Source organism: uncultured Anaerococcus sp., from assembly GCF_963510915.1.
In the GTDB taxonomy this organism is placed as follows: domain Bacteria; phylum Bacillota; class Clostridia; order Tissierellales; family Peptoniphilaceae; genus Anaerococcus.
In genome coordinates, this window is sequence record NZ_CAUPHG010000049.1 from 1 (window position 1) to 13199 (window position 13199).

Genomic DNA, 13199 nt, shown 5'->3' on the forward strand with positions numbered 1-13199 from the left:
TGGAGTGTGGGCACGACCTAAAATCCTATCATCCCAAACATCCATGTAGGATTTGGTAATGTTAGAAAGTGAAGCAATACCAACAATTTCCCCATTATTATCTACAACTGTTAAGGAGTTTGTTGCCCCCTTTTGAAAAGTATCCCAAGCCTTTCTAATTGGAATGGTTGGGTCAATTATATTGCCCTTATCAAAGGATAAATCGCCTACAGTAAGTTTCATAGATTCCTTAATTTCTGGTGGTTTTACCCCAAAGTAATCTAGGACAAAGCGACTTTCTTGGGAAAGTTTCCCAAGTCTAATTGGAATGGCTTCGTATTCTCCCAACCTGTTTTTTAGGTCAGCATATGCAATAGCTGACATAATTGAGTCTGTGTCTGGCTTTTTGTGGCCTGTAATATAAACTGTCTCTCTCATCTTTTCCCCCTTCAAGAAAATTCTACCTTTAGCATCTCTAGTTTGTACCTATTAATCTGTACTACTGTTATTTTAATTCCCTCTGTTTCTATAGTATCTCCAAGCTTTGGAATCCTGCCTAATTTATCAATCAAAAATCCTCCAATAGAGTCATTTTTGATTTGTTCTAAGTCAGTATCAAAGTAATCGTTAAAGTCATTTATATGGATAGATGGATTTACCAAATATTCCTTATCATTTATTTTGAGTATTGATTCAAGGTGAGTATCATACTCATCTTCTATCTCTCCTACTAATTCTTCTACTATGTCTTCTATAGTTACTATACCAGATGTACCGCCGTACTCGTCTATAACTATGGCAAGGGACACGTTTTCGCCCCTCATAGACTTAAAGAGATCAAAGATGTGCATATTGTCATAAACATAAAAAGCTGGTCTAACCATCTCTTCTATGTTTAGTTCCTTATCATCTGCAACAAAAGCCACTATGTCTTTCATATGTAAAATTCCAATAATATTGTCAATGGACTTACCATAGACAGGGATTCTTGAATGTTTGCAGTTTTTTAAAAATTCTCTTAATTCCCTATCCTCCATATCAACAGCAATAGCTTCCATATTGGTCCTAGCAGTCATAATATCTTCAACATCCGAATCACCAAACTCAAAAACATTGTTGATAATCTCCGATTCTTGATTATTTATAACACCTTGTTCTTCAGATACATCCACAATTGTCTTTAAGTCTTCTTCTGTAACCAAGTCATCTTTTTTAGAATCTTCTCCAATTAGCATTCTAGTTAAAAAATTAGTTATGGCTTGGAGAAAAAAAGACATAGGTTTTAGGATAAAATCAAAAAACTTTATAGGTTTTGCCACTTTCAAGGCAACCTTTTCTGATGATGAAGAAGCTATATTTTTAGGTGTCACTTCGCCAAAAATCAAAATTGTAAGTGTTAGGACAATTGTAGAAATAATGGCGCCTGATGGTCCAAAAAGATCTGTAAAGAATATGGTCGCCACAGTTGTCGTAGCAATATTTACTATGTTATTTCCAATCAAAATAGTAGTTAGGACCTTGCCAATATCATCAGTTAGTTTTCTAACCAAAGATGAATTTTCCACTCCATTTTCTTCCATTTGTCTAATTTTAAATACATTTAAAGATGTAAGGGCTGTTTCTGATGAGGAAAAAAAAGCGCTTCCCGCAACCCCTACTATAATCACTATAAGTTCAATCCAATTCGTCTGACTCATTTTTCCTTCTTTCTAGTAAGTGTTCTCATACCTATTATAGCGATTTTCGAATTAAAAATAAAGGATTTTGGTGATAATTTTAAATAAAAACATATAATAGACCTGTATCATAAATAAAAGGAGGCAAATATGGCAGAAGTTTCATTTTTCGAAAAAACTTTCAAGCTAAACAAACATGGTACTAATGTAAAGACAGAAATAATGGCAGGTATAACCACCTTTATGACAATGAGTTATATCCTTGCAGTAAATCCAGCTATCCTTAGTGAATCAGGCATGGATTACGGTGCAGTTTTCTCAGCCACCATCATCGCAAGTGTTGTAGCCATGGTCCTAATGGCCTTTTATGCCAACCTACCTTTCGGTCTATCTGCTGGTATGGGGCTTAATGCTTTCTTCACCTATACAGTAGTCGGTCAAATGGGTCACTCTTGGCAATTCGCCCTCACCGCAGTATTTTTAGAAGGAATTATTTTTATCTTACTATCTTTTGTGGGAGTCAGAGAGGCAATATTTAATTCAATACCAGCGACCCTAAAGAAAGCTGTGTCAGTAGGTATAGGCTTATTCATAGCTGAAATCGGTCTATTAAATGCAAACATCATCGTTAAGGCAGAACCAGCCCTAGCTCTTGGAAACCTAAAGAGCCTTGAGGCCCTAGTATTCTTCTTTGCCCTAATAGTAATGATCGTTCTAACAGCAAGAAGAGTAAAGGGAGCCCTACTTTGGGGAATCTTGGTATCAACCATCTTATCTTTAATCTTAGGAGTTACACATTTACCAGATACCAATATCGTAAGCCTACCACCATCTATTGCACCTGTAGCTTTTAAATTAGACTTTTCAAATATCTTCTCATTAGAGATGTTTTCAGTCTTATTCTCATTCTTATTCGTAGATATCTTTGATACCCTAGGTACCCTAACAGGAGTTGCAACCAAAGCAAAGATGCTCGATGAAAATGGGAATCTACCAGAGGCAAGCAAGGCCCTAATGAGTGATGCAGTAGGCACAACAGTCGGCGCCCTCCTAGGAACATCTACAATTACAACCTTCGTAGAATCTTCATCAGGTGTAGCCGAAGGCGGAAGAACTGGTCTAACAACTCTTGCAACAGCAGGATGCTTTGTAATAGCAGCATTTTTCTTCCCAGTATTTTCAATAATTCCACCAGCAGCCACATCAGCAGCCCTAGTCACAGTAGGACTTTTCATGCTATCAACTGTTGTAGAAATCAACTTCGAAGATATCACAGAAGCCTTCCCAGCCTTCATGACAATCCTCATGATGCCACTAGCTTATTCAATAGCAGAAGGTATAGCCTTTGGAATGATGAGCTTTGCAGCCATTAAACTTCTAACAGGCAAGGGCAAGGAAGTAAGCTGGGTAATTTATCTTTTGGCAATAATTTTCTTAGCAAGATATATTATATAAAAAATTTACTTGACAAAGTGATAATGTTGTAATATGATAAAGCTAACATAAATCGTAGATAGAAGTAGTAGCAAATAATTAAGCCGACAGAAAGTTAATGGTTGATGAGAATTGCAAGGTAGAATTATTTGTGAATGGATCTATCAGATCAAAGGTGAAATTAAAGTAGCCGGCGGGTGGTTCTCACCTTACAGGGATAGGATATGAAAGTATCTAAAGAGGTCTATTAATGATAGATAAATGAGGATGGCACCGTGGGCACTAGCTCGCTCCTATATATAGGAGCGAGCTTTTTTTATACCAAACCACCAAAAGAAAGGAAAGAAAAATGCAAACAAACACAATACAAACAAGAAACTTAACAGTATCAGCAATCTTTATGGCCCTAGGACTCGTCCTCCACTTGATGGTGCCTGGAATATTCTTCGGAGTCAAACCTGACTTCCTACTCTCAATGATGTTTATCTCCCTTATGATAGTAGGAGATGTCAAAGAAGCCTTATTATTAGGAGTCGCAGGAGGTATCATGAGTGCGCTCACAACTGGTTTTCCAGGCGGTCAAATCCCAAACTTCGTAGAAAAAATCATCACAAGCCTAGTAGTTTTTTACATTATAAAATCTATGAATAAAAACTTCTCAATCCCTAAGATAATCCTAATATTTGCCCTAGGCACTTGTGTTTCAGGCACCTTATTTTTAACAATCGCCCTAACCATGACCAAGCAACTAAACCTATTCATTCCATCCTACCCAGCAGTTCTAGTAGCCATGGCCATAAACGCCATACTTGGAATATTCTTATACCAAGCGACTCAAAGAATGAACCTAATAAATTAAGAAATTTATTTTAACAAAATGAGAATAAAACCTGTACGCTTAATATTAGTTTAACGATAAAATTTATTTGACAGGTTTATGATTCTATGCTATACTCTATTTAACATGATAAATGGAGGTGATATTTTGAAGGAAGTCCATATCTTAAATACTCTTGAAGAAGTAAATATTGTAAGTGACCCCATAAGGCTTAAAATTATTATGACTCTTGGAACAAGTCCAAAAACTGCCCAAGACCTCTCCCACGCTCTTGGTGTAAGCCGTTCAAAAATCCACTACCACCTAAAAATTCTGGAACAAAATGGAATTATAGAAGTTGTAGACACAGAGCTAATAAATGGTATTACTCAAAAATATTTCCTACCGGTAGCCAAGGCCTTTATACCGAATAGCGAAATATTTAATAAAAATTTGGAAGAAAAACAATTCACTTTCAAAATTCCTAGAAAAGACTACGAGTCTTTTGAAAAAGAATTAAATGAACTTATAAAAAAATATGAGAAGGATGAAGATTCCGAAAACTTCCAAGTACAAATCTATAAATTATCTTAAAACCAGTAAGTAGATGCTTACTGGTAAAAAAAGAAGCGACCGTCAATAAAAACTAAACGTAAAAAAATATTATTTACGAGAAATGATTGAAGTATTATTTCCCTTACAAATTTAAAATTAAAAACCTACAATTCATAAAATATTACTTGATTAATAAAAATATTGTGGAGAATGAAATTTCAACAAAGATTAGCAAATACAAATTTATAAACTATCTAAAACCAGTGGGTACAGACTTACTGGTTAAAAAAATAGGCTTCTGTCAATAAAAACTAAACGTTAAATATAAGGAGTATGTTAAAAATGATTAAAAGCAAAGATTTCTATGTCCTGCTTCTGGGACGACTAATTACAAATTTTAGTGATAGTCTTTATGCTATTGCCTCTACCCTCTTGGTTTACCAGATGAGTAGGTCTACTGTATATTCAGGTATAACCCTGTTTCTAACCTCATCAACAGCCATTGTTCAATTACTTCTAAGTCCAATCTTGGATAAGATTAATATGAAGAAGTTTTTGATTCTTTCTCAATTAATACAAGCTATCTTAATATTAATTATTCCAGCCTTGTATCATTTGGAAAAACTAAATGTCTACCACATTATGGTTCTCATGCCAATAATTTCCTTGATTAACCAGCTGGTTTATCCTGGACAAATTTCTCTTTTGCCTAAGATTCTTACTGAGGAAGAACTTGTTACAGGCAATTCTTTGATGACTATGGCTTATCAAGGATCAAATGCAATATTCGATACCCTAGCAGGCTTTATTATATCTATATTTGGCTTTATGACAGCTTTTTATGATGATAGTATTAGTTTTATCTTAACTGGATTATTGTTTTGTCTTTTATCAAAAAAGCTTAGTCATTACAATGAAAGAGAAGAAAAAGCAGAGGGTTCTGCCATTAAAAATCACTTTAAGGGTCTTAAAGAAGGTCTTGACTTATTTAAGGATTCTAGGATTTTTGCCCTTGTCCTTGGAGTAGTTTTTATAAATTTTTCTGCCACATCTATAAGTGCAGTCTTGCCAGCCTTTGCCGAAGATGAAATTTTTTACAGTCTAATGCTTGCAGGAATGGGCGCAGGAGTTCTTTTAGGATCTTTGTTCGCAGGTCTTCCAAAACTAAAAAATGTTTCATTAGGAAAACTCTATGTTTATGGAATGCTTGTCGTATCCTTAGTTTGGATATCTGTTTCCTATTTTGCTACAAATATAAAAATTGCAGTCGCCTTATATGCTCTTGGTTGGTTTGTAGTAGGCATAGTTAATGTTTATGCCCAAACCATGGTTCAGGTGATTGTACCAAGCGAAAAAATCGGTTCTGCCATGGGGGCTATGGTTGGTATTTCGACCTTTATGGCGCCGCTTGGAGCCTTACTCGGTGGATACTTGGGAGAATATTTATCAAGTCCAAAAGCAATACTTATAGCAAGTGTGATTATCCTTCTAGTTGCTATTTACTGGGCTTTAAATAAAAATATTAGAAAACTTCCTGCAGTTAATAATTTTCACCAAGCCTTTTAACCAATAAAAAAGACTCGCTCAGTATAACTTTAACCCCTAAGACTAAGCCGAGTCTATTTTTTGTTTTATATCTTTATCACTTATCAATTTTTCTGTATAGTCGTCCCTGTCTGGATTTCCTATTTCTTTGTCTTATAATTATCCTCCAGACTTCCCTATGATTCAGTCTAGCAAGATAATAGAATAAAGTATAAGTCTACAAATTTATTTTTTAAAATTTCTCGTGTATAATGTAAAAGAAAATTGTTGGAGAAAAATTTAAGGAAGTATTATTTTGAAAGAATTTGGGAATTTAGCTTTTGATAAAAAAACAATGAAGAAAAACGTGCCTTATCCAGTTTACCTAAAATGGAAGGAAGCTGCTAGAAACAACGCTACCTTGGATAGGGAGACAGCTGATTCTATTGCCCATGCTATGAAGATATGGGCTATATCTAAGGGGGCAACATCTTATACCCACTGGTTTCAACCCCTTAATGGCAAAACTGCCACCAAGAAGACCGCCTTTTTAAATAGGGATGATAAACACAATCCTATAAATAGATTTTCTGGCAAGGAGCTAATTATTGGTGAACCAGACGCTTCTTCATTCCCATCAGGAGGTATGCGTTCAACCTTTGAAGCTAGAGGCTATACATATTGGGATTTGACAGCCAATTCCTTTATTTTGGATAAGGTTTTGTATATCCCATCTGTTTTTGTTTCTTACTATGGAGAAAAACTCGACAAGAAACTTCCCCTGATAGAATCAATGAACATGGTTAGTAAGGCGGCAACTGGTCTTTGCAATTTATTTTTAAAAGACGAGCCTACTTATAGGGTGAAAGCTAAGGTTGGTCTTGAGCAAGAATTTTATTTGATAGATAAAAAATATTTTGACAAAAGGATTGATTTGGAATATTCAGGCATGACCTTGGTTGGCTCTGATCCTATGATTGAAAAGGAATTAATATCCCATTATCTTGGGGCGATTCCTGAAAGAGTTAATGATTTTTATGAAGATATCAATAAAGAACTCTACGATTTGGGCATTTATATGGAAGCAGAACACAATGAAGTTGGACCAAACCAGTTCGAGATAGCTATAATGTTTGAAAACGCCAACATCTCTGTGGATAATAACCAGCTTTTGATGTACATACTTGAAAAAACAGCCCTAAAACATGACTTGGTTTGTCTTTTAAAGGAAAAACCATTCAAGAATATGGCTGGGTCTGGAAAACACAATAATTATTCCCTAGCTACAAATTATGGAAAGAATTTATTTTCACCAAGTAAGGACCCAAAGAATAATATAATTTTTCTCCTCTTCTTATCAGCTATGATTGAAGTTTGCAACAAATATCAAAAGCTCCTAAGAATCGCATCTTCGTCTGTTACTAATGATTATAGGTTGGGCGGAAATGAAGCTCCACCGGCTATAATTTCGATGTTTATAGGTTGTGATTTGGAAGATATTTTAAAAGCAATAGCCGAGGGTGATTTTGAGGAAAAAGTTGTTTCTAATAAGGTTAAAATCCCACACCTTGGAGAAATCAAGACTGATTCGTCAGACAGAAACAGGACCTCCCCTATAGCCTTTACTGGTAATAAGTTTGAATTTAGGATGCTTGGATCCTCTCAATCTGCTGCAGACCTAAATACTGTAATTAATATTGCCATGGCAGAATCCTTAGAAAAAATATATAAAACCCTCGAACCAGTTGAGGAAGAAAATTTAAAAGAAGAAGCCTACAAGCTAATCAAAGAAATATATCTAGCAAACAAAAACATCCTCTTCCAAGGAGACGGATATTCAAAAGATTGGAAGGAAGAAGCAGAAAAAAGAGGCCTAGAAAATTATCCGACCTTCCTTGATGCTCTCAAGGCAGCAAAAGATTCAAAAGCCTATGAAATTTTTGAAAAATCCGAAATTTTTAGCGAAAAAGAAATTGATTCTCTAATCAATGTTCAATTCGAAGAAGTGATTAATTTCTTTTCTTCCCAATTAGAGATTATAAATAATATGATTCACCAAGAAATCCTACCTTCAGCCATGAGAGAGATTAAGGTAGTTAAGGATTACCTAGGCTTTGTAAATAATGAAAAGCTCAACCAAAGGGCTATCAAAATAAATTCAGGTGTCACAGAACTACTAGAATATTCTGAAAAAATTTCAGATATCATCGAAAAAAGTGATGTACTTTCTGATATAGAACAAAAGGCTTATTATCTACAAAAGGAAACAAGACAAGTGGCTAGTGATTTTCGCAGGATTTCAGATTCCCTTGAAAAACTAATTTCAAGAGAAAATTATTCTATGCCAAACTATGTAGACATGCTAAAAACCTTATAGAAATCACAAGACATTAAAAAAAGATGTAGAAGATATTTCCTATCTCCTACATCTTTTTTATAACCTATCTTCTACTGATTTTATTTTTTGCTCCATAGTCGCTTTTTTATCACGTCTATCATCCATTTTTATAACTGTATAAACCCTATCACAACCCTTATCAAATACAGATTCCTGCATCTTTCTGATTGCTTCTAGGGCCTTATCGGCATCCGCTTCTATAACTGTGCCCATAGGGTTTAATTTATATTTCGCACCTTCAGCCATAAGGATTTTTTCTGCTTCTGCTACATATTTACTTACTGATGTTTCTTTTGTACCTATTGGAATTATGCAAACTTCAACTACTGCCATCTAGTCCTCCTCAAAAAACTTTTTATAAATTTCATAAGCTTGGTAAATATCTTCCACACCTGCAAGCTCTCTTATTGAGTGCATAGCAAGAAGGGGAATGCCCACATCAATCGCCTTAATTCCAAGGGATGTAGCTGTAATTGGTCCTATTGTTGAACCGCCTACCTTATCATTTCTGTTGTGGAAAGTTTGTAATTTATATCCATATTTCTTCGAAAGGTTAATTAACCTAGCCTTGGTTTCGATGCTTGTTGCATAGGCCCCATTTGCTGCGATTTTAATTACTAAACCCTCATTCATTTTTACAACATTTGTAGGGTCTGCAAAGGCCTTGTAGTTTGGATGTGTAGCATGAGCCTGGTCAGCAGAAATTATCATAGAATTTTCCACCATTATTTGATAGTCTTCCTTATCAAGACCAAATTTTAGGGCGATTCGCTCTAAGATATTTCCTAAAAAGTTTGATGCAGCTCCGCCTCTTGTGCGTGAACCAATTTCTTCGTTATCACTTAGGAGAATCATCTTATTTTTTCCTGCCTTGCTATCTACCAAAGCTCTCAAAGAAGCATGGACAGAGCCTAGGTTATCAAGCCTACCAACCTGAACCATATTATTTATGATAGCTCCCTTTTGCCTATCATAAAGTCCAAGGTCAAAGTCAAGGATATCATCTGTCTTGATTTTTAATTCCTCTGCAAGAGTCTTTACTAAATAATTATCTCCTTCAAGCTCATTTTTAATGGTTTCTACAAGTGGGTAGAGGTTATCTTGAGTGTTGTAGGCATAACCCTTGTTGATTTCCCTATTCATGTGGATTGCTGCATTGGCTATTGTCAAAAAATCTCTGTCTATATTAACAAGGGCGTACTTGATTTCTCCCTCAGCCCTGTAGGCAACTTTTCCGGCTAGGGATAGGGTCCTATCAAGCCAAGTTGAGTGAATCATTCCACCATAGGCTTCGATATTTAATTTTAAAAATCCAGTGTCAGACATTTCTGGGTTAGATTTTACCTTAAAGGTCGGAGAATCTGTGTGAGAACCAATTATTTCAAAGCCTTTTTTCAAATCTTCTCCAATCTCAAAGGCTATAAGGGCAGAATCATCACGAGTAGTGTAGTATTTACCCTTTCCTAGGTTCCAAGCTTCGTCTTCTCTTAGCTTTTTAAATCCATTCGCCTCTAAAATTTCGCCAGCGTTTTTCACTGCAAAATAATTTAGGGGACTTGCGTCAATAAAATTTATTAAATCTTTACTAAAATCTATACTATTCATAGTCTTACCATACCCAATTTTTAATAAGAAAAAAAGAGCAGAAAACCACCACAATCACAAATAAAATTTGTTATGGTCTATGCTCCTCATATATTTTTAATTTCTATAATTTTTAAGAAAATTACTAATCACATCCTTAAATCCCTGAGGATTTTCTTCAGCAAACTTGGTGTGGCCAAAGCCCTTGGCTGTGTAAATTTCCTTCTTATCTCCCCTTATACTCTTATAAATATCCTCTCCCATATGGACTGGAGTGACCTTATCATTATCAGAATTTATAATTAAAACAGGGGAATTTATATCAGCTTCTTTTGCCCATTTGCACGCATCTATGTCTTTTAGGGTAAAACCTAATTTTGCCTTTAGAAAAATATTTGTCATGAATTTCATCAGTCCAATTGGTAGGCCTTGTTCTTCTTCTACTTGCTTATAGACCTTATCAGCAAATTCATTCGAATCAGATACCGGAGAGTCTAAGATTAGATAATCAATCAAAGAAGAATCCCTGCTTGCAGCAATTAGGGCTGTCGCTCCACCATAAGATTCGCCGTACAAAATAATTTCTTGAGCATCTAGAGTATTTTTTCCATAAGAAATTGCATCAAGGGCATCAAAAGATTCTAGAATTCCAAAAGTATTGTAAGTCGCTTCATTATCGCCAGAATTTCTTTGGTCGTAGATTAATAGACTATAACCTAAATCATAGAAAGCTTGGCCTGGACTATAAAGAGAATACTTAGTCCCTCCCATACCGTGGACCATAACAGCAAGGCCTTTTGCATCCGGATTTTTGATGAAAATTGCAGGTATGTCATGGTCTTTTTGTGAAGATTTTATTTTTATTTCTTCTATTGATTTTCCCTTGGCAAAACTTTCGTATTTATCTCTGTAGGAATTCATATTTTTTTGAGTTTCTTCCCTACTTGCAATATTTGTAAGCCCGTCGAAAGAAGCCTTGCCAATAAAACCCAAAAAACCAAGGCATAAAAGTACAATTATCAGGCCAATAATTTTTATAATTTTCTTTTTCATAAGATCCTCCTATTCTTATTATAAACAAAATTTCTTGGTAAAGATATAGAAATTAAGATATTTCACATGATTTTTACAAATTAATCTTACCGTAAATTTGCTTATATTTTATCAAAGAGGGTATATATTATTAATGAATTAAAAATATAAGGAAGAATTATGACAAATAAAAAAATACCAATCAAATCAATCGCCATAGAGCTTACTATGTTTTTGGCCTATGCTTTTTTCGCCGTAAACTGGATAGCTGGCTCGACTTTAACCCCCAATATCTTAAAGGCCTTCAACCTTGATGGGGCAAATTCTGTTTCCCTAATCAATAATGTAGTCACACTTGCAAAAATTTTAGGAAATCTTGTGGCAGCGTCAATTTTTGCCAAACTTTTCCCAAGAAAATCTATTGGGCTTGGTGCCTTGTTAATACCAGCAGGAGCTATGCTTGCAGCCCTTTCACCTTCTTTTCCAATATTTTTAATCGGAAGGTTTATTATGGGCTTTGGTGGAGCGCTTTTTGTAGTCTACTTCTCCCCTGTGGTTGTAAATTACTTTGACCCATACCATAGACCAGTTGTAAATGCACTAAACAACGTATCTTACAATGTTGGTTCGATTTTGGCATTAATCCTTGTAGGCCCTGTTATAAAACTTTTAGGCCTTGGCAGGTATGCCCTCGTGGCCTTTTCCATAGTTTCCTTTATAATTTTTGCAGCTTGGATCCTAATCGGAGAAGATTTTATGATTACATCTAGTAAGGAAACAGGATCAAAGACATTTTCCCTAAAAGATGCCCTTGGAGAAAAAATAGCAATCCTAATGCCTTGTATGTATTTTGGTCATTTGACCCTTTATATGGTTATGCTAAATATTTTCCCAAATACAAACTTTTCACCAATTCCTGCTAGCAAAATCTCAACTCTTTTTACAACAGGAGCCCTAATTGGTACACTTTTATCAATTATCATCGCAAAAAAATCAACAAAAAGAGTTCCTACATTAAGGATTTCAGGAATTTTAACAACAGGCATTGGACTTTTACTAATAAATACAAGTAGTCCTATCCTAGCATCCATCTTGGCTGTAGCTCTGGGTACAATTATGTATGTTCCGCTTACTAACTTTGTCCTAATCCCCCAAGAAATGCCAGGAATGTTTTCAGAAAAACTTACCCAGATTATGTCAGTCTACTGGGCCCTAGTCTATATCCTAGAAACAATCGCCTACCAAGTCATTGTTCATATCCATTTTAAATTTGGAGATAAGATGGCTTTGACAGCGACCATTATCCTTTCTGTAAGCTTTATAATTGGCTCTTTTATCATGAAGGAACCAGCAGAAATTAAATAGAATTTAAAAAAGCGGAAGATCCTAAGATTTTCCGTTTTTGTTTAGGTATTTTATACATTCCTTGTAAACTTCTAAGCCTGTAATCAAAGATTTTTCGTCAAAGTCAAAAGCCTTGTTGTGGTGGCCTGCTGCCAAATCTGATCCAAAGATAAAATGAATTGCACATCCGCCTTCGGTATTTACCTTATTGATATAGTAACAAACGTCTTCACTTGCCTTAAAATCAGGATTTTTTATGGTATCAAAACCCTTTTCTTCTAACATTTTATTTATTTCTTGGTAAAATTTAGTGGCTGGTTTAATTATGGATGGCGCAGAGCCAGCGATTTTTACCTCATAGTCCAAATCGTATTGGATACTAGCCCCCTTTATAACCTGGATGGTCCTGGTGACAAGAAAATTATTTACCTCATCACTTCCACCCCTGGTCTCAAGCTCTAGGACTGCCTTATCTGAAATTGCATTTCGTGCCCTGCCACCTCTGATTACTCCTACATTTATCCTTGCCATGCCCTTAGAATGTTGGGCGAGAGTTTCTAAATTTAAAAGAGCACTCGCTGCAGCTAAATTTGCATTTTTACCCTCTTCTGGTAGGGCTGCTGCATGGGAAGAATGTCCCTTGAAAGTAACATCTAACTTGGTTGAAGCAAGAAAACCAGTCGTTCCTACCCCAACTTTTCCCGAAGCTAGCCCCATTCCCAAATGTCCTGCAAAAAAATAATCTATATTGTGGATAAATTTTGATTCGCTAAGAGACTTAGCTCCTCTAAGCCCTTCTTCACCAGGTTGAAAAATCAAAATATACTTGCCAGTTAAATTAACCTTATTTTCCAAA

General features: G+C 35.4%; 12 protein-coding genes. 6 read left to right on the plus strand and 6 right to left on the minus strand.

Annotation, left to right across the window (positions count from 1 at the left end; translation table 11 throughout):
• A partial coding sequence (locus RQ893_RS05445; protein ID WP_311482038.1) for a CBS domain-containing protein occupies window positions 1-417 on the minus strand: 417 nt, incomplete at its 3' end.
• 11 nt (window positions 418-428) lie between these two features.
• Window positions 429-1676 (minus strand): hemolysin family protein, encoded by a 1248-nt coding sequence (locus RQ893_RS05450; RefSeq protein WP_311482039.1) that lies wholly within the window; start codon window positions 1674-1676, stop codon window positions 429-431.
• Between the two features lie 129 nt (window positions 1677-1805).
• Here RQ893_RS05450 and RQ893_RS05455 point away from each other — a divergent pair, with 129 nt between their 5' ends.
• The 5 genes from RQ893_RS05455 (at window position 1806) to RQ893_RS05475 (ending at window position 8362) form a co-directional block, all read left to right on the plus strand.
• On the plus strand, window positions 1806-3110 hold the full coding sequence (locus RQ893_RS05455; protein ID WP_311482040.1) for an NCS2 family permease: 1305 nt from the start codon (window positions 1806-1808) through the stop codon (window positions 3108-3110).
• Between the two features lie 328 nt (window positions 3111-3438).
• A complete protein-coding gene (locus RQ893_RS05460) occupies window positions 3439-3948 on the plus strand; it encodes a tryptophan transporter (RefSeq protein ID WP_311482041.1) in 510 nt (169 codons plus the stop codon).
• Between the two features lie 126 nt (window positions 3949-4074).
• Window positions 4075-4500 (plus strand): winged helix-turn-helix domain-containing protein, encoded by a 426-nt coding sequence (locus RQ893_RS05465; protein WP_311482042.1) that lies wholly within the window; start codon window positions 4075-4077, stop codon window positions 4498-4500.
• A 294-nt stretch (window positions 4501-4794) separates the two neighbouring features.
• Window positions 4795-6027 (plus strand): MFS transporter, encoded by a 1233-nt coding sequence (locus RQ893_RS05470; RefSeq protein ID WP_311482043.1) that lies wholly within the window; start codon window positions 4795-4797, stop codon window positions 6025-6027.
• 268 nt (window positions 6028-6295) lie between these two features.
• Window positions 6296-8362: a glutamine synthetase III gene (locus RQ893_RS05475; protein WP_311482049.1), complete on the plus strand. Its 2067-nt coding sequence runs from the start codon at window positions 6296-6298 to the stop codon at window positions 8360-8362.
• A 57-nt stretch (window positions 8363-8419) separates the two neighbouring features.
• Here the strand turns inward: RQ893_RS05475 and RQ893_RS05480 are convergent, their stop codons facing one another.
• The 3 genes from RQ893_RS05480 to RQ893_RS05490 all read right to left on the minus strand — a co-directional run bounded on the left by RQ893_RS05480 (window position 8420) and on the right by RQ893_RS05490 (window position 11020).
• Window positions 8420-8716, minus strand: coding sequence for an MTH1187 family thiamine-binding protein (locus RQ893_RS05480; protein WP_311482044.1), 297 nt, complete (start codon window positions 8714-8716; stop codon window positions 8420-8422).
• Window positions 8717-9988, minus strand: coding sequence for a M18 family aminopeptidase (locus RQ893_RS05485; protein ID WP_311482045.1), 1272 nt, complete (start codon window positions 9986-9988; stop codon window positions 8717-8719).
• A 96-nt stretch (window positions 9989-10084) separates the two neighbouring features.
• Complete coding sequence (locus tag RQ893_RS05490; RefSeq protein WP_311482046.1) at window positions 10085-11020, minus strand: alpha/beta fold hydrolase; 936 nt, start codon at window positions 11018-11020, stop codon at window positions 10085-10087.
• Window positions 11021-11179: 159 nt separating this feature from the next.
• Here RQ893_RS05490 and RQ893_RS05495 point away from each other — a divergent pair, with 159 nt between their 5' ends.
• Entirely contained in the window at window positions 11180-12364 is a 1185-nt protein-coding gene (locus tag RQ893_RS05495; protein ID WP_311482047.1) for an MFS transporter, read from the plus strand.
• 21 nt (window positions 12365-12385) lie between these two features.
• Here RQ893_RS05495 and RQ893_RS05500 read toward each other — a convergent pair.
• On the minus strand, window positions 12386-13199 hold an 814-nt coding region (locus RQ893_RS05500), incomplete at its 5' end, for a M20/M25/M40 family metallo-hydrolase (protein ID WP_311482048.1).